The 15772-nt window shown below is 48.2% G+C and carries 21 protein-coding genes; 13 read left to right on the forward strand and 8 right to left on the reverse strand.

The window, feature by feature from the left end; translation table 11 throughout:
- Window positions 1-12: 12 nt before the first annotated feature.
- Both OGY67_RS14735 and OGY67_RS14740 read left to right on the forward strand, forming a co-directional pair.
- On the forward strand, window positions 13-432 hold the full coding sequence (locus OGY67_RS14735) for a translesion error-prone DNA polymerase V autoproteolytic subunit (protein ID WP_008784491.1): 420 nt from the start codon (window positions 13-15) through the stop codon (window positions 430-432).
- Window position 433: 1 nt separating this feature from the next.
- Window positions 434-1702 (forward strand): Y-family DNA polymerase, encoded by a 1269-nt coding sequence (locus OGY67_RS14740; protein WP_286574090.1) that lies wholly within the window; start codon window positions 434-436, stop codon window positions 1700-1702.
- Here OGY67_RS14740 and OGY67_RS14745 read toward each other — a convergent pair.
- From OGY67_RS14745 to OGY67_RS14765, 5 genes are all read right to left on the reverse strand, one after another.
- Window positions 1695-2366: an SOS response-associated peptidase gene (locus tag OGY67_RS14745; protein WP_048241101.1), complete on the reverse strand. Its 672-nt coding sequence runs from the start codon at window positions 2364-2366 to the stop codon at window positions 1695-1697. The two genes, OGY67_RS14740 and OGY67_RS14745, sit on opposite strands and share 8 nt — an antisense overlap.
- 325 nt (window positions 2367-2691) lie before the next feature.
- Entirely contained in the window at window positions 2692-3612 is a 921-nt protein-coding gene (locus tag OGY67_RS14750) for an AbiTii domain-containing protein (RefSeq protein ID WP_079223055.1), read from the reverse strand.
- A 324-nt stretch (window positions 3613-3936) separates the two neighbouring features.
- The gene (locus OGY67_RS14755) at window positions 3937-4905 is read right to left on the reverse strand and encodes a hypothetical protein (RefSeq protein WP_286574091.1); all 969 of its coding nucleotides are present in this window, start codon (window positions 4903-4905) and stop codon (window positions 3937-3939) included.
- A 1-nt stretch (window position 4906) separates the two neighbouring features.
- Complete coding sequence (locus OGY67_RS14760; RefSeq protein ID WP_230121690.1) at window positions 4907-5926, reverse strand: phage integrase; 1020 nt, start codon at window positions 5924-5926, stop codon at window positions 4907-4909.
- Entirely contained in the window at window positions 5923-6501 is a 579-nt protein-coding gene (locus tag OGY67_RS14765) for a phage repressor protein CI (protein ID WP_286574092.1), read from the reverse strand. Before OGY67_RS14765 ends, OGY67_RS14760 begins: the two co-directional genes overlap by 4 nt.
- A 151-nt stretch (window positions 6502-6652) precedes the next feature.
- On the opposite strand from OGY67_RS14765, the gene OGY67_RS14770 reads away from it, so the two are divergent.
- The 11 genes from OGY67_RS14770 (at window position 6653) to OGY67_RS14820 (ending at window position 12498) form a co-directional block, all read left to right on the forward strand.
- Entirely contained in the window at window positions 6653-6841 is a 189-nt protein-coding gene (locus tag OGY67_RS14770) for a hypothetical protein (RefSeq protein ID WP_230121688.1), read from the forward strand.
- A 57-nt stretch (window positions 6842-6898) separates the two neighbouring features.
- Window positions 6899-7402, forward strand: a complete 504-nt coding sequence (locus OGY67_RS14775) for a phage regulatory CII family protein (RefSeq protein WP_286574093.1) — start codon at window positions 6899-6901, stop codon at window positions 7400-7402.
- A gap of 9 nt (window positions 7403-7411) precedes the next feature.
- Entirely contained in the window at window positions 7412-7639 is a 228-nt protein-coding gene (locus OGY67_RS14780; protein ID WP_286574094.1) for a phage filamentation protein Fil family protein, read from the forward strand.
- Window positions 7629-8057: a hypothetical protein gene (locus OGY67_RS14785; RefSeq protein WP_071257801.1), complete on the forward strand. Its 429-nt coding sequence runs from the start codon at window positions 7629-7631 to the stop codon at window positions 8055-8057. Before OGY67_RS14780 ends, OGY67_RS14785 begins: the two co-directional genes overlap by 11 nt.
- Window positions 8057-8458 (forward strand): hypothetical protein, encoded by a 402-nt coding sequence (locus OGY67_RS14790; RefSeq protein ID WP_114675665.1) that lies wholly within the window; start codon window positions 8057-8059, stop codon window positions 8456-8458. Before OGY67_RS14785 ends, OGY67_RS14790 begins: the two co-directional genes overlap by 1 nt.
- Window positions 8459-8525: 67 nt before the next feature.
- Entirely contained in the window at window positions 8526-8759 is a 234-nt protein-coding gene (locus OGY67_RS14795) for a DUF2732 family protein (protein ID WP_032950234.1), read from the forward strand.
- Window positions 8750-9079, forward strand: a complete 330-nt coding sequence (locus tag OGY67_RS14800; RefSeq protein ID WP_114675664.1) for a DUF3850 domain-containing protein — start codon at window positions 8750-8752, stop codon at window positions 9077-9079. Before OGY67_RS14795 ends, OGY67_RS14800 begins: the two co-directional genes overlap by 10 nt.
- Entirely contained in the window at window positions 9069-9938 is an 870-nt protein-coding gene (locus tag OGY67_RS14805) for a DNA adenine methylase (RefSeq protein ID WP_286574095.1), read from the forward strand. The genes OGY67_RS14800 and OGY67_RS14805 overlap by 11 nt, the downstream gene beginning before the upstream one ends.
- A complete protein-coding gene (locus OGY67_RS14810; protein ID WP_286574096.1) occupies window positions 9935-10147 on the forward strand; it encodes a hypothetical protein in 213 nt (70 codons plus the stop codon). The genes OGY67_RS14805 and OGY67_RS14810 overlap by 4 nt, the downstream gene beginning before the upstream one ends.
- Window position 10148: 1 nt before the next feature.
- The gene (locus OGY67_RS14815) at window positions 10149-12164 is read left to right on the forward strand and encodes a replication endonuclease (RefSeq protein ID WP_286574115.1); all 2016 of its coding nucleotides are present in this window, start codon (window positions 10149-10151) and stop codon (window positions 12162-12164) included.
- Window positions 12165-12300: 136 nt separating this feature from the next.
- The gene (locus OGY67_RS14820) at window positions 12301-12498 is read left to right on the forward strand and encodes a hypothetical protein (protein WP_001742468.1); all 198 of its coding nucleotides are present in this window, start codon (window positions 12301-12303) and stop codon (window positions 12496-12498) included.
- On the opposite strand, the gene OGY67_RS14825 is transcribed toward OGY67_RS14820, so the two are convergent.
- Genes OGY67_RS14825 through OGY67_RS14835 form a run of 3 tightly spaced genes read right to left on the reverse strand, consistent with a single transcriptional unit; the run spans window position 12472 to window position 15625 of the window.
- Window positions 12472-12795: an Ogr/Delta-like zinc finger protein gene (locus tag OGY67_RS14825; RefSeq protein WP_012602735.1), complete on the reverse strand. Its 324-nt coding sequence runs from the start codon at window positions 12793-12795 to the stop codon at window positions 12472-12474. The two genes, OGY67_RS14820 and OGY67_RS14825, sit on opposite strands and share 27 nt — an antisense overlap.
- Entirely contained in the window at window positions 12792-13853 is a 1062-nt protein-coding gene (locus OGY67_RS14830) for a phage portal protein (protein WP_286574097.1), read from the reverse strand. Before OGY67_RS14830 ends, OGY67_RS14825 begins: the two co-directional genes overlap by 4 nt.
- A complete protein-coding gene (locus OGY67_RS14835; RefSeq protein ID WP_048225943.1) occupies window positions 13850-15625 on the reverse strand; it encodes a terminase large subunit domain-containing protein in 1776 nt (591 codons plus the stop codon). The genes OGY67_RS14830 and OGY67_RS14835 overlap by 4 nt, the downstream gene beginning before the upstream one ends.
- Window positions 15626-15772: the final 147 nt, after the last annotated feature.

The following is a 15772-nucleotide window of genomic DNA, read 5'->3' on the forward strand; positions in this document are numbered from 1 at the left end:
AGTGAGTTTATTATGAAGTTTTATTCACCAGCTGAGTTGCGCCAGATAGTTGCGCTTCCCTTATTTAGTGATCTTGTTCCATGCGGTTTTCCCTCTCCAGCGCATGATTACGTTGAACAACGTATTGATCTCAATGAGCTATTAGTTCAGCACCCATGTGCAACATATTTCGTGAAGTCGTCTGGTGATTCTATGACTGGAGCGGGGATCGGAAATGGCGATTTGCTTGTCGTCGACCGTTCCAGAAAGCCTTCACATGGAGATATTGTTATCGCTGCCATCGATGGCGAGTTTACGGTTAAACGTCTTCAGTTACATCCGATACTGATGCTTGTTCCTGAAAACAATGCTTATGCACCCATTACGATAAACAGCGAAGATACGCTGGATATCTTTGGGGTGGTGACGTTTATCGTGAAAGCGGCAAGCTGATATGTTTGCCCTGGTTGATGTGAACTCGTTTTATGCGAGTTGCGAGACTGCATTCCGGCCAGATCTGAAAGGCAGGCCGGTAGTTGTTCTGTCAAATAACGATGGCTGCGTTATCGCCCGTAACGCTGAAGCCAAAAGAGCTGGTGTGAAAATGGGGGATCCGTATTTCAGGCAGAAGGACTTATTCCGTCGATATGGTGTGGTTTGTTTCAGCAGCAATTACGAGCTTTATGCAGATATGTCCAGCAGAGTAATGTCCACGCTGGAGGCAATGTCTCCCCGCTGCGAAATATATTCAATTGATGAAGCCTTCTGTGACCTGACAGGTGTAAGAAACTGCCGGGTTCTGCAGGAGTTTGGGCAGGAATTAAAAGACGCTGTTTATCAAAATACGGGTCTGGCGGTTGGCGTTGGTATTGCTCAGACAAAGACGCTGGCGAAACTGGCGAATCATGCCGCCAAAAAATGGCAGAGACAAACGGGTGGGGTGGTGGACTTATCTAACCTGGATCGCCAGCGCAAACTGATGGCTGCACTTCCGGTGGAGGAGGTCTGGGGAGTAGGGCGCCGTATCAGCAAAAAGCTGGAGGCAATGGGGATTAAAACGGTTCTGGATCTGGCTGATACTGATATTCGTTTTATCCGGAAGCACTTCAATGTTGTCCTCGAGAGAACGGTGCGCGAACTGCGCGGCGAACCCTGTCTTGAACTGGAGGAGTTTGCCCCCGTAAAACAGGAAATTGTCTGTTCCAGATCATTCGGGGAACGTGTTACGGATTATGACGCTATGCGACAGGCCATCTGCAGTTACGCGTCGCGCGCAGCAGAAAAGTTACGTGGAGAGCATCAGTATTGCCGCTTCATATCTACTTTTGTTAAAACGTCACCCTTCGCGTTGAACGAACCGTACTACGGTAACAGCGCGTCGGTGAAGCTGCTCACCCCGACACAGGACAGCCGGGATATCATTGCAGCAGCGACGAGGAGTCTGGATGCAATATGGAAAGACGGACACCGATATCAGAAAGCCGGGGTAATGCTGGGGGACTTCTTCAGTCAGGGCATCGCCCAGTTGAATCTGTTCGATGATAATGCGCCGCGCCGGGGTAGTGAGAAATTGATGGAAGTTCTGGATCATCTGAATGCAAAGGAAGGAAAGGGGGCGCTTTATTTCGCCGGACAGGGGATCCAGCAACAATGGGCGATGAAGAGAGAGATGCTTTCACCACGATACACGACCCGCTATGAGGACCTGCTTCAGGTTAAGTAACAGGCTTAATTAAATCTGCTCCCTGATTTTTCACATTCCCGACGGCACGTGTAACGGCATGCCATATAAATTTATCAGCCGACACTGAACCGTCGGCAGCAATTTCCGCAGCATCTTTCCCTCCAATGTCCTGCCTCATCCATTCGCGAGCGGCTTCTGGTGAAAGTACCAGAGGCCGCCTGTCGTGTATATCTACCAGCCCTTTGTCGGCCGCAGCTGTCACTATCAGGAAACCTTCTGCTTCATCTCCACGTTCGAATGGTGTGCTGCCGATCGCCGCCATAAAAATTGGCTGACCGTCTGCCCGGTGAATAAAGTAGGGTTGCTTCTTGTCCCCTTCCTTTTTCCACTCAAACCATCCATCAGCAAAGCAAATCGCGCGGCCATGCTGCCAGAGTGGTTTAAACATTCTGCTGGTGGCCGCAGTTTCAGACCGTGCGTTAATGAGCGGCGGTTTATCCCACCAACCGGGGGCGTATCCCCAGATCACTGGATCAAGATGCAGCTGCTCATCACGTTCGCTCAGAAGCAGAACTTTTGTTCCTGGCGCTACATTGAATCTTCCAATGGGTTCTGGATCGTATGGAATATCGCGTACTGATTCATCAGCGAGCAGGGCAAGATAATCTTCACGCGTCATTGACTGTGAAAAGCGTCCACACATAGAAACCTCCAGCCATATGTCAGACTGAAAGTATAGGGCAGTAAGAAAAAATGGTGCGCACCGTTAAAGATTTAAAAGGAGCTTGTAAGGTAAATTGGAATGATGGTTTTGTGAATTGATGAATTCCGAAAGTGAAAAGGTTACTTAATCTTTGTGTGGTAGCGATCCGTGGGGGCATTTGACGGGATTATTCCCCCGTAATTCCCCGTTGCTTCCCCGTTCAGAAAACAGGCATAAAAAAACCAGCCGTAACAGGCTGGTTCTTAGAGGATTTTTGGTCGGCACGAGAGGATTTGAACCTCCGACCCCCGACACCCCATGTCGGCTACTCTAAGCCGTAGTATTTTTTTAAGGCTAACGTGGCCACTTCTGTAACGACGGCAATTCCTATTCCCATTGCACCATGCGCTGCTTTTCCAACGACATTAGCAAGCCAGTTACTTACGGATTGCCCATAATTTCCGTTTCTGGGTGCAATTGGACCATCTGAAGTAATCGCTATTTCTAAATCTCGGACATCATCTTGAGAGAATCCTTGTTCCGTTAAATATTTTTTTAACGACTCAAGATCATTCTTTGAAATGTTATTTGTAACCGAGATATTATTCTCATTACCAAAATTAATAACTGTATTATCACCAAAAATAGAGTTATGAAATAGCGATGCGGTATCAATATTTTTAAGCTTTTCCATCATTGATTTTTCTCCAGGAATTTCATCAACATGATCTGAAAGCTCAAGGGTAAAGTCCAATAACCTTGATCTAACTTGTGTTAAAATTGATACAAAATTATGTAGTGCGATTTCTTTATAGCACCGAGTCATTTCATACCCCCGTTCGATACTTTTACAGTATTTTAAGTATGCAATATCTAAGGGGATTGGCTGCTGAAGTGTATGGTTATCGCCTGCATTCAGCACTAAGTTTTCTACTTGGCTTATGGATAACCGGACTTCACTTTGAGTTGCATCCTCATAGTCATCGTCTTCAAGATAACCGATCGGCAATGGGAAGGCATTATAGTGGCGAACCCCGTTGTTGAGATCCGCTAGTATTCTGGTGGATACGATTCTGTAGTCAGGAAGTTGAGCATTATCTGGATAGCCATTGATCTCATAATTGACCCACGCAGCAAGCTCTTTTTTGCCTATTGAAAAAAGAAGGATCTTAGTTTTCAGAAGAGCGTTTGTTACGCCTTCGTTTCCTGAACTGAGTATCTGTATGATTTCTTCAAGCTGATTCATGGTCGTTACTCCCATAAAAAAGCCCGCGTAAGCGGGCTTTCATGTCACTCGGGAGCCGCGGCTCCTTTGCGTATCCTTTTTTGTCCCCTCACCGTCTGGTCGGTGTCCTGCTGAGACTGCTAACTTCCTGTTTTTGTTAGTGCTGTCCTAGCACTGTCCAATCATGATTGGTGGAGCTGGCGGGAGTTGAACCCGCGTCCGAAATTCCTACATTCTCCATTCCATCTAGTGAAATCATATGTTTATGTTGAATAACAGTAACATATATGACAATGGTTAACAGTCATTGACAGCCGTTTACAACCCGGATGGACAAAATGTGGATCATAGTTTCAGGAGCTGCGGGAGAGGTGCCTTAACTTCATTACCATCAGTCCATTTTTCAAACCGTTTCTCGAACCCTAGGATGTAGTCTATCATTGGCCTGGTCTTTTGCTTAAATTCATCGGAATATTGATATTCAAATAGTTCCATTATTGAAATATATGCATGCCAGTAACCGCTAATACTTCTTTTAAAGGAATATTCAGAGGAAAATCGTGTTCTTAATTCCCATGAATCACCTTTGCTGTCCAAAAAAATGATTGAAAATATTTTTTGATTGTCAAAGTCTTTAAACAAACAGGCGAGGTGAATTTGGAAAAGAGCATTTTCCATGATATTAAGATGGGAATAATAATGATGCTGATCATTAAAGTGAGGTTTTTTGATTAAGCTTGCCATTTCTAACCATAACCTTTCTAGTTTGGAAGTGAAAGTTGGTGAGGCATTAAAGTCCAACTTTGATTCGGTAGCGAAAGGAAAAAACACCCTATAACAAGAATAGCAATTTCTAAATTGTAACTCATATTCTTCCCCTAAGATGTTTATCGGGGTGAACTCTAAGTTTTGTATTACTTCTACGGTATGTTTTCTATGCGAGTAAAATCCATCAGTGATATTCTTTCTTTCAGCTTCTTTAATTTGCTTATCGGTTTGAATGGTTCTGTGGATATTGTTGACTATTACTCCAAAAGGAATGCAAAGCGATAGTACGGCCAGTGGAAGTTTACTGATTGTCAGAAAGTTGTTGAAGCCGTCGTCGTCGATTTGAAAACTATGCCCTTGCCACACAATACTACCTAATAAAGTAAAACTCACAATTGGCATTATTAATGCAGCTTTGAATAAGGGTTGGTGTGTTAATGGTTCAGCATTCATTTTAAATGCTTTTATTTTAAATAAATATGCCAGATAAAAAATTATAAAAATAACATTGGCTGTAATGATATAGTTGTTTAATGAAGTAAGCATATTAAATATCCCTAATCATTGTTAATGGGTTTTTTGTTATTGCATCTTCTAAATGGGTAGGGGCAAAATGGGCATATATCATAGTCATTTTTATATCTGAATGACCGAGAATTTCTCTTAATACAAGAATGTTTCCACCATTCATCATAAAGTGACTGGCGAACGTATGGCGCAGAACGTGTGTGCACTGTCCTTCCGGTAAATCAATTCCAGCCTTTGCAACTACTCTCTCGAAAGTTTTTCTACATGGAGTGAATAGTCGCCCGCGCTTTTTCGGAATTTCATCATACAGTTCTTTAGATATAGGTACTGTTCTCACTTTTCTACTTTTTGTATTTTTATATGTAATCCTATACTCTGTGATTTGAGAGCCTTCTAAATTTTCGGCTTCACTCCATCTAGCACCAGTAGCTAAGCAAATTTTTGCAATAATCATAACGTCCTTGCTATTAGACTCTGATAGAAATTGCAAGAGTGTCTTAATTTCTTGGGCATAAAGAAATGTAACCATTTTTTCGTCTACTTTGAACGTTGGGATCCCTGCAATTGGATTTGGTAAAGACCAGTGCCCAAGTTTTTTTAGAGTTCCAAATACCGCCGATAAATTCCTTTGTTCATGATTCACTGTTTGTGGTTTTATAGGCATGTAACGCCCATGAATATCTGGTATCTCTCCTTTTAATCTCCCTTCACGATATGCGCTAAAATCGGCTGCCGTAATATTTGATGCAATGGGATCTCCCATTCCTGCACAAATTCCTTTGAGCTTAGACATCATCCGGTCTGCATCCGAGAGAGTTCTGCCGTAAAGCGAATACCACTGCTCAATCAAATCAGAGAGACGGCGGTTATCTTGTTTTTCTCCTAACCAGGGTTTGTCTTCTAATTCACTAGATATGTATTTTTCATAAGCTAAGGCCTCTCCTTTGGTTGCGAATTTTTTCCGAATCCGTTTCCCCTTTGCACCGTTTGGGCGCAAATCACAAATCCATTCCCCTTCAGTTGTTTTTCTTACGGTCATGACTCATTAACCAAGTAGATGGCAATCACTTTGCCAATTAGTTTCACATCTGAAACATCACAATCTAAAGGATACTTGCCCCAATCGATTCGCAATTTATTACCTGGTAGAAGGGTTATCTCTTTGATGCTCTTAGCACCGGAATATTCAAGGAGGAATTTTCCATCCGCTATAGAATGATTAGCCACATCAATAAAGTAACTAGTATTGCCTTCTGTAATGATTTGGAGTTCGCCTTTGTAATTAGGCAGCATTGCCTTATCAAAAAGGAAAGAGGCCTGCCTAACAACATCTGCCCCATCAATTTTATAGGCTGGGATGCGACAAGTATCACTGGTTGCCGGATCGAATCTTACACCCTCGCCAGTCGTTAGCCACTCGATAGAAGCCCCTGTTTGTAAAGCACAAAGCAAGACCAGGTCCGCAGGAAAATTATCGCGCATGATTCTAGTGCTTAGAGCGCTAGCGGACATTCCAAGGTAGTTGGAAAGCTGAAGTCTTGATGTAAAGCCATATGCTTCACAGATTCGTTCTACTGCTTCCCGAGCGCCTGTTTTGATGTTGTACGTTTTCATGTTTGTAGTTCGCAGTGGTTGACAAACGACAAAATCAAAAATACTCTCTGCAATGTTTCGTTTGTAGTTAGTATGTTTTGTCGAATGTAGTTTGTTAACAATGGTTGTCACTAGTAGCCGCTGGTGACAACTGAGCAGGAGATTTTGCCTTATGAAAACTAGTGCTGCAACACATCCAGAAAATCGTTACGTCCCGCTAAAAACTTTTTGTGAACGCGCTGGCATCAAAATCCGTACAGGTCGTTATTGGGTGTCGATTGGTCGTGTACGAATCCTACCCAAGTCAAAGCCGAAAGATCATGTCTATGTCGATTGGTTCGATTGGGTGAACGGCAAATAAAAGTCACGAATAGTGACTTTTCGCTATCAATTCTGTTTCTTTAGGATGGGGCTGACAATGTTTGATTATCAAACTTCTAAACATGCTCACTTTGATGCAGCTTGCCGGGCGTTTGCGCACTCGCACAACTTGGAAGATATAGCCGCTGCCGTTGGTATGAGGCCGCAGATCCTGCGCAACAAATTAAACCCAGCACAGCCACACCGTTTAACCTGTGACGAGCTTTTAGCCATCACGGATTACACCGAAGATGCGCGTTTACTGGATGGGATGCTGGGGCAGATTAACTGCCTTCCATCTGTACCGGTGAACAATGCCACAGAAGGCAACATGCAGCTGTGTGCACTGAGTGCCACAGCCAGTGTGGGCGCAATTGCTGGGGAAGCCGTATCTTCTGGTCTTATGACCGCCGCCCGCCGTACACAAATTCTGGATCGCGCTCGCGATGCAATCCGTAGCTTATCCGTACTGGCTTATACCGTTGAAAGTCGTATCCAGTCTGCGCCCGTTCTGGCCGCAGCGGTGGATCTGGTGACGGCTAACGCCACCGGCTTGATGTGAGGGAGCGCCATGAAAGCGTTTGTTACTTACCTGAAAAAAGAATCACCCGCCATGCAACGGCCAAACGGTTCAACGGGCTGGATAGAACTGCCGAACGGTCAGCGCTGGAACCCTGGCCACACGTATAAATTCAATGCGCATGAGTCTGTTCGAATGAAAGGCGGGATGGTTTTACGTTTCTTGTCTACAAAAGTCCGTCACCTGGTTGGGGCGATAGGGGGGCGCTATGGCGATTAGCCAGGAACAACAAAAACGCGGACTGGAACATTTAAAACAGATCCGCCGCAAATACTTCAGTGAAAGCAGTGAGGCCGCTGAATGGTGGGACAACCTGACACCGGAGTGGCGCGGCGTGGTGCTTCATGCCGCTGCGGTTACTTCTGGCGCTAGGGCATTTAAAGCCCACTTAAGCAAGTGCTGCTGGCGTGAGCTTTATGAACGCCTGGGCTATCGGGACATGATTCTGCTGCGCCAAGGCATTTCACGGGCGCGGTTAACGTTTGAAGGTTTCGGCAGTTTACGTGACAGCGATTTTTCGAAGCGCACCGCGAACCGTCCGATCAAAAAAGTACATCCAATTTATAGCAGTAGCGGGGTGCAGATGGTTATCGCGCCTCATATCGTCCATAAGTTGCAGCAGCAGGGGAATCACTAATGACCATTATTTCCGTCGAGGGTAAATCGTTGGGGGCAGAATTGGCCGCGTGGGGAGTCCCGCATAACTACGCTTTAGCGTTTGCAGAGAAAAGCACCAGTAAAAATGGTCGCATTGCGTTGCATCCGTTTTTCTTCAATGACACCGAACACATGACAAACCCGCGTCACTGGCTGGCGATCAATGCCGCTTTCTGGTGCTGCGTGTACCGCGAGGCAGAAAGCAAAGAAGCACAGATTGAAGCGCTGGCCGGAATCCGAGCAATTTTCTATACGGCCGGAGCGCTGGGTGTTGGCGAAATTAAAGCACTGATCCAGGAGTGGTGGCGGACAACGTACGAGCTGCACCTTATTCCAGCACCGAACTATTCAGCCGTCACTGTACAACCCGCTTTTCACTAATTAACAACCTGAAATTTTTGGCCACGGTTCAAGTGGCCGGGGATTCTTTTGCCTTAAGGAAACCAAAATGCACATGACACGTCAGGATTTACCCGCAACAAAATCAGGCACTGACCTGCTGGCCATGCTCACTAAAGCCACACAGGAAGGTAAAGCCGCAGCTGCTGATCTGTGTTCCACCCGTCTGGATAAGCTGGCTACCCATGCAGCCAATGAAGGTTTAAGCGCAACGGAAATCGTTGAGTTAATCCGCGAAGAAGCTGCGGCGATTTGCAGCAAAGGCGGTGCCGCATGGCAGTAAAAATTCATACGATAAAAATCGCGCCCAAGTACCTTAACGCAGTAGTCGCTGGCCAGAAAAAAGCAGAACTGCGTAAGAATGATCGTAACTATAAAACCGGTGATGTTCTTTCGCTGTGCGAGTGGAAACACGGGAATTACACCGGGCGAGAGTGGGCGGCGGTTATTACCCATGTTTTGCCGGTGAATGAAATCATTGCCAATACGGATAACTGGGTAGTGTTGTCTGTTCAACCATTGTCACCCCTTGAAGTGCTGGAATACATCATTTCTGACGGCGTATCAGAATTGCTTTTAAGTGGGGTTGAATATGGCCGTTAAAACTCCGCTTAAGTGGGTGGGCAGTAAAGCCCGCCTTATGCCACAGTTGCTTCCCCATCTGCCGGAAGGTAAGCGCCTGATTGAACCTTTCGCCGGTTCCTGTGCTGTCATGATGAATACGGATTATGACGAGTACCTGATCGCTGATGTGAATCCTGACCTGGTTAATCTGTATAAGACAATGGCCTATCAGACTGATGCATTGCTCATTGAGCTGGAGGCTTTATTTTCTGCCGGTTCATTAGGCGATGAAGAAAGCCGCGCTGTTTTCTATTACGCGGTGCGTGATGCCTTCAACCAGTCCGGCAAATCCTTTGGTTCTGAATCTGTGGAAGCTGCGGCGCGTTTTCTTTATCTGAACCGTCACTGCTTCAATGGCCTGTGCCGGTACAATCGCCGTGGCCAGTTCAATGTTCCGTTTGGTAAGTATAAAAAAACCTACTTTCCTGCTGATGAAATCCGCGCTTTTGCTGAAAAAGCGAAACGTGCAACGTTCGTTACTGCCCACTATTCAGAAACGCTTGATTTGGTAAGGGACGGGCATGACGTTGTTTATTGTGATCCGCCTTATCTGACTGATACCGACAATTTCACCGCTTACCATGAGCGTGGTTTTTCGCACATGGACCAGGGACGGCTGGCGCGTAAGCTGCGCCGCCTGACTGAGCGTGGGATTAAGGTTGTCGCGTCAAACAGCGATCTGGAAATGGTGCATTACCTGTATGCAGGATTTGAAGCGGTTCGGGTAAATGCGCCACGTAGTGTGGGTGCAGCAGCTGCAAGCCAGAAAGTTGCCGCAGAGCTGATTCTTAAGTCACCTGCAAACCCGGCGAACGACGTTAGGGCGGTGATGGCATGATGGCGGAGATTATCACCGGCTTTTATGCCTTGTTTGCCAGTATCACTTTCGCCTTTCTCTTATGGGACGAGTGCCAGGATGAGTTTGATCACGATGCTGAGGATTTAGGGTTAATCACACTGAGCGCGGTTTTCTGGCTACCACTGGTAGCGGCCGTGCTTGTGGCCTTCCTGATTGATTTCTGGCGAAAGTGGGTTAATCGTGGTTGATATGCTGGAGCCTGGACAACACCACGCCGTCAATGCCTGGCGGCGTGAAACTTTTGCGCCTGGCACCCCTTCAGATGCAACGATCACAGAACGCCGTTTGTGGGCTGTAAACCCACAGGACTATGAGTGGCGTTCCCAGTACCTGCATGAGATTCCCGACTGGTTAGCCGGGTATTTTGGCAACCGTTACGAAAAGCTGCTGGCTGGTCGTGACGGGCGTCGCCGTGCCAATACATTCCTGCGTAAAACTATCGGCGGGAATGTATTGCCACGTCTGCGCAAAGTGGCTGCACGTTACAAACTGGCCGCTGATGCACTTGATCTTCCTTTCGGTAAGTCGCTGGAGCGACTGCCGTCACTTGACCGCCCGGAACTCAAAAAACTGGCTGGCCAGATATCTGGCTGGATCTCCCAGTCACTGTATGACTTTACCGATCAGTTTGTGGGCAGCACTGACGATGCCGCAGAGCTGCGCCGCCGTACGCTGGAGTCTTACCGCCATTTATGCTCGTGTTCCCTGATGCTGAACAATCAGCCGCCGTACTGGGCTGAACATGAAGCCAATGGCGGGCAACTGGAAACGCGTAAGGCTGAATCCGGGATCCTCCGCATGATGGCACCTGAATGGTGGTATCTGCGTCTTAAGCGGGCGCGGGATATGCAGCGTGAGCATATGGCCATTGCAGTGGGGCAAGTACAGAAAGCGGCCAGCGCTTATGTGTCCCGTAAAACCCTGGGTGAATGGATAGACCAGAAAAAGCGGAACCTTGAGTTCTTCAAAAAGTTTGACCTGCTGAATGATGAAGGGCTGCGTATTGCACTGGACAGCATGGTGCACCGCAGCGTTGCTAATCCGGCGATCCGTCGCTGTGAGCTAATGGTAAGAATGAGAGGATTTGAAGATATGGCCAATGAAGAAGGGCTGGCCGGCGAGTTTTACACCATCACCGCGCCATCGCGATTCCATGCGGTACACAGCAAAGGGGGCTTTGTTTCGCAGTGGGATGGCTGCACCCCGCAGGACACCCAGCGCTACTTATGTGGTGTATGGGCGAAAGCCCGCGCCGCTATTTCCCGTGCAGGTATCCATGTTTTTGGTTTTCGCGTGGTGGAGCCTCACCACGATGGGACACCGCACTGGCACATGCTGCTTTTTATGCGTCCTGGTGACGTGGATACCGTGCGCGATATTCTTTGTTATCACGCCAGAATTACCGACTCCGAAGAACTGCAAACGCCAAACGCGCTAAAGGCACGCTTCCACGTTGAAGCTATCGATCCTGCCAAAGGTTCGGCTACGGGTTACATCGCCAAATACATTTCTAAAAACATTGATGGGTTTGCGCTGGATGGTGAACAGGACGACGAAACAGGGGAAAACCTGCGGGATATGGCCAAATCCGTTTCTGCATGGGCTTCACGGTGGCGCATTCGCCAGTTTCAGCAGATTGGTGGTGCGCCGGTGACTGTCTGGCGCGAGTTGCGCCGGTTGCGTGATCAGGTGCTGACTGACCGCCGAATGGATGCGGTTCTGGCTGCTGCTGATGTTGGGGACTGGGCTGCATACACCCAGGCGCAGGGTGGCGCACTGGTTGCTCGCCGTGATCTGGTTGTTCGTCTGGCTTATGAAATCACTGAGCAGGGTAATGAATACGCAGAGGACGTGCAGCGCGTTCAGGGTGTTTATTCTCCATTGGTTCCAGATTCAGCGGTATGTACGCGCCTGGTGAAGTGGCAGAAGGTTGCGAAGTTGGCCAAAGCGCCAGCGGAGGCGGGTTTTTCTGGCGGCAACGCCGCCCCTTGGAGTTCTGTCAATAACTGTACGGAGGGTGGAACCCGCAGACGGTTAAAACTGGAATTGCGCAGCCGGGGTTTTGAAGGTTCTGACGATGAAATAGCCATTCTCATGCGGGGTAGTGGTTTGAGATTTGGCCAGGCGGCATTGATTTACCGTAATGGTCGGTTACAGGAGACACGAAACGAGCCAATGCACGAGCTGTGGCCGGGGTGGTTGTAGCCTCGTAAGTCTGTGATACGTCACTGTTTGTCAGCGAATAGCAGGAAAAATCACTTTCACATTTTGTGCTTAAATGTATACTGTATGAATATACAGTTATTCTGTTTTTAGGAGGATGCTTGTGCAGGATTTGTTTATGGAAACTATCGCATTGCAGCGGATTGCGTTGTTTACCAGGTTGATCGCCAAAAGTAATTGCACTGGCTGTGAAAAGGACATTGCACTTGCCTGGCTAAGCGAGCTGACTTCAGATCTGGAAAGTAAACTTGATGAATATGAAAGTAAAAACCCCCGTGAAGGGGGCTTATCAGGCGGCGGGAGTCGCTTTCAGTAGGTCTAATGCCATTTGACGCTGATCGGGTGACAGTGCATTCAGTATTTTCTGCACCATTGCATCACCCGTTTTCGCGCTGGGGCTGAGAGTGTGGGAGAACGTCAGGTTCATCACAAACGTATGGCCACACTCCACATCTGAACAGGCGCAGTAAATATCCGCAATCTGCCGGTGCTTCCGGTTTGTTTTACGAATAACAGCCTTTGAGCCGCATTCCGGGCATTCGATTTTCAGAACTCGCATATTCCATGCTCCAGCTGTTAAATGATGCCTGGATTTTAGCCTTTTTCGCCTCATGCCGCATCCTTATCCGTTGATTCTGTGTAACTTAAATCAAAGTGAAGGTGCAGACGTTCCGGTATTTCGGGATCGTTGTTCACGGCAGTCATAAACCGGCGCTGAATAGGTGCTATTTCGCTTTTCTTGTAAATCCTTTCCGCCTTTTCAACATCCCCCAGGCCAGCGGTGTTCTGCGGGACAATTCCGGCCAGCCCAGCGGGAAAGCGGTGTGCGTTGAGAATGTCCTGTGCGCTGATGTTTTTGATGTTGGCAAATTCATCTTTTGCAGAGATATCCCCCATTTCAATGAACTTGATCGCATCCCCATCCCCGCCAGGAATGTTCACCAGAATGGTGGAGAAGTTGCCGATACCTTTGCTGTCACGCAGCTGCTGTTCAATTTCTTCTTCCATTTCATCCGTCATGCTGGGATCGCGTGTATAGAGAATGCCGCCAGTATGAGCGCCGTTGTGGTAGTAGCGGCGGCGGAAAATGACGGCTTCACTGTTCAGCAAGGCCGAGTGTACGCCACCGATATAGTCGGGCAGCCCGTAAATATGCTGCTGCGGGTCGTACATCTTGATAAAGATGATATCTTCCTGCGGCCAGACCTGCGGTTCACCGTCCTGCAATACCACATAATCGCCGGGCTGGTCTGTGGCGTTGTCTCTGACTTTACGGCGGCGAATATACAGGCCGGGTAAAGGTTCCAGGTCAATCACATCCCCCCAGCCGTTGCGGATTTTGCCAATCGCAATATCCCCGAAGGTTGTATAGTCAAACGCTGCGGCTTCCAGCTGGTCGTAAGTCAGGCCTCCGCCCAGATAATCAGACACAATCATATTTTTCCGGGCGTGGATGATGCCGCCATGCTGACCGTTCAGATTGATAAGCTGTGCCAGTGCCAGCCGGTCAATCGGCTGGGTAAAGTGATCGGCGGCATTGTCGTACCAGATATCGCGGTAATCCGTGCCGGTGGTCAGCACAGGTTCCGGTTTGCCGAATGTAATGATGCTCATTTTTTTGGACTTATCGCCGCGCGGGTTGCGCTTAACGAAGCGGTTTTTTTTACTCATGCAGCCTCTTTCCTTACACCCCAGCGGGATTTCGGTTTGTTTTCGTAGTTGAGTGGTTCGTTATGCAGGGCGTGGGTAATTGCCCAGAACGCCTCTGCGTGGCCAGTGTCCTGGCTGCGGTCAGCAACAAATGTCATGGCGTTACCGCTTTGCGTGGTGGTGCGGCGTACAGCCATAAAGCTGGCCGGGATCTCTTTCAGGTTCTTGTCCCATTCAATACGCTGGCTTTCCACCACGTCCGCCGCTTTCAGTACCAGCTGATTTTTCGTGTTCATGTCGTAACGAATGGCGACGGCCACGCGCATGGCAAAATGCTGGATGTTGTCAAAAACACCCTGGCCAATACCGGTAACGTCCACTCCCAGATAGGTGAAGTTGTATTTTTTAAACAGGAGTTCGATCTGCCTGGCCTGATAGCGGAAGTTCATGCCCTTCCAGTTAATGACCTTCAGAACGCGGAATTTCTCTGCGGCGTACATCGGCGGGGCAATAATCACAAAACACGACAAATCGCCGCTGCGTGCCGGGTCAAATCCTCCCCATACTGGCCTGTCACCAAATGGCCGCGCAGCGTCCGGATTGTGATCCTGCCAGGTATCCACCTCCACGCCGCAGGCTTCTAGGTCTGAAAAGCTGAATACGGAATCCTTGCTGTCCACGAACACGCACATATAGAGCATGTTGAAGGTGGCTGTGTTGTAGCGGTTGCGCAGCTTCTCGATGTTGGCCAGGTTGAAGCCGCCCGCAATGGCATCCTCCATCGTGATGACATAGCGCCACTGACCATCCGGGCAAAGCCGTCCGCCGTTGCGCATTTCATCAAAGGACGGGAACTGTGCGGCCGCGCGTTTTTTACTGCCCTGTTTCCATTCTTCACCCGTCCAGAACGGGTAAGCCTGGTGCGTTTTGGCCGATGGCGTTGAAAAGTAGGTGGTGCGCCATTTGTCATGGGTTGCCATTGCGCTGGCCACTTCGTTAAGCCTGGCGAAGTTAGGCACCCAGAAATATTCGTCACAGTACAGGTGGCCACTGTAGGACTGTGCCGTGTTTTTGTTGGTTGAGAGAAAACGCAGTTCAGCGCCGTTGCTGAGGCGGATCGGGTTGCCGGTCAGCGTGATGCCAAAATACTGTTCTGCAATGTTGACGATGTAAGACCGGAAGTATTCCGCCTGGACTTTGGAGGCAGACAGGAAGATTTGCGGATCGCCTGTCATGACCGCGTTTTCAAAGGCTTCAAATGCAAAGTACCAGGTGGCACCAATCTGGCGGCTTTTCAGGATGTTCCTGACCTGCTGGCCAATATTCCTGCGCAGGTGTTTCTGGTATTCAAAAAGATGTTCTTCCGCCCAGGTGTCAAAATCCGCCTGGGTCAGAGAAGAAATATCGTTTTTCCTGTTTTTGCGTTTGGGGCGGGGTTCATCGTTGTTGCTGTCCCGCGCAGCTGCCTGCCCGTTACTCTGGCCGCTGGCCATCTTTTCTTTATGCTTATTACTTTGAGCACGCAGCTTTGTGGCGTGGGCAATCAGCATGTCCATTTCTTTCAGGTCGAGATCGGTTTTGTTATCGCGGCTGGCCAGTAGCTGGTAGCGGCGTTCAATTGCCTCCTCTGTGCTTTCAAAGCTGAGTAAATCAGCCCAGCTGTATTTCTCAGCCCAGTAGTAAACGATCCGCGCATTCGGCAGATTTAATTCTGATGCAATTTCTTTTGGCGTATAGCGGCGCAAATAAAGTGCGCGGACAACGCCTTTTAGTTCTTCTGAGTATTTAGCCATGCGGATAATTATGCCGTGGCTGTTATGAAAAAACGGCGGTGTTAATTCGCGTCTGTTCGGTAATACGTGATAACCGAACTGTTCAGAATAAAGCGTGATGCGGTGGTGGTTTTATTTGGCAATAATTGATTTGCAGCGTCGGTGAAT

Source organism: Citrobacter sp. Cpo015 (assembly GCF_030333035.1).
GTDB classification, from domain to species: domain Bacteria; phylum Pseudomonadota; class Gammaproteobacteria; order Enterobacterales; family Enterobacteriaceae; genus Citrobacter; species Citrobacter portucalensis.

Coding starts and splice junctions, on each gene's coding strand:
- OGY67_RS14745 (WP_048241101.1), bottom strand. CDS start 2,366: ATGTGTGGACGCTTTTCACAGTCAATGACGCGTGAAGATTATCTTGCC.
- OGY67_RS14820 (WP_001742468.1), top strand. CDS start 12,301: ATGGAAACTATCGCATTGCAGCGGATTGCGTTGTTTACCAGGTTGATC.
- OGY67_RS14760 (WP_230121690.1), bottom strand. CDS start 5,926: ATGACCGTAAGAAAAACAACTGAAGGGGAATGGATTTGTGATTTGCGC.
- OGY67_RS14800 (WP_114675664.1), top strand. CDS start 8,750: ATGGCAGTAAAAATTCATACGATAAAAATCGCGCCCAAGTACCTTAAC.
- OGY67_RS14775 (WP_286574093.1), top strand. CDS start 6,899: ATGTTTGATTATCAAACTTCTAAACATGCTCACTTTGATGCAGCTTGC.
- OGY67_RS14750 (WP_079223055.1), bottom strand. CDS start 3,612: ATGAATCAGCTTGAAGAAATCATACAGATACTCAGTTCAGGAAACGAA.
- OGY67_RS14790 (WP_114675665.1), top strand. CDS start 8,057: ATGACCATTATTTCCGTCGAGGGTAAATCGTTGGGGGCAGAATTGGCC.
- OGY67_RS14830 (WP_286574097.1), bottom strand. CDS start 13,853: ATGAGTAAAAAAAACCGCTTCGTTAAGCGCAACCCGCGCGGCGATAAG.
- OGY67_RS14780 (WP_286574094.1), top strand. CDS start 7,412: ATGAAAGCGTTTGTTACTTACCTGAAAAAAGAATCACCCGCCATGCAA.
- OGY67_RS14795 (WP_032950234.1), top strand. CDS start 8,526: ATGCACATGACACGTCAGGATTTACCCGCAACAAAATCAGGCACTGAC.
- OGY67_RS14810 (WP_286574096.1), top strand. CDS start 9,935: ATGATGGCGGAGATTATCACCGGCTTTTATGCCTTGTTTGCCAGTATC.
- OGY67_RS14755 (WP_286574091.1), bottom strand. CDS start 4,905: ATGCTTACTTCATTAAACAACTATATCATTACAGCCAATGTTATTTTT.
- OGY67_RS14740 (WP_286574090.1), top strand. CDS start 434: ATGTTTGCCCTGGTTGATGTGAACTCGTTTTATGCGAGTTGCGAGACT.
- OGY67_RS14770 (WP_230121688.1), top strand. CDS start 6,653: ATGAAAACTAGTGCTGCAACACATCCAGAAAATCGTTACGTCCCGCTA.
- OGY67_RS14835 (WP_048225943.1), bottom strand. CDS start 15,625: ATGGCTAAATACTCAGAAGAACTAAAAGGCGTTGTCCGCGCACTTTAT.
- OGY67_RS14785 (WP_071257801.1), top strand. CDS start 7,629: ATGGCGATTAGCCAGGAACAACAAAAACGCGGACTGGAACATTTAAAA.
- OGY67_RS14735 (WP_008784491.1), top strand. CDS start 13: ATGAAGTTTTATTCACCAGCTGAGTTGCGCCAGATAGTTGCGCTTCCC.
- OGY67_RS14815 (WP_286574115.1), top strand. CDS start 10,149: ATGCTGGAGCCTGGACAACACCACGCCGTCAATGCCTGGCGGCGTGAA.
- OGY67_RS14805 (WP_286574095.1), top strand. CDS start 9,069: ATGGCCGTTAAAACTCCGCTTAAGTGGGTGGGCAGTAAAGCCCGCCTT.
- OGY67_RS14765 (WP_286574092.1), bottom strand. CDS start 6,501: ATGAAAACGTACAACATCAAAACAGGCGCTCGGGAAGCAGTAGAACGA.
- OGY67_RS14825 (WP_012602735.1), bottom strand. CDS start 12,795: ATGAGGCGAAAAAGGCTAAAATCCAGGCATCATTTAACAGCTGGAGCA.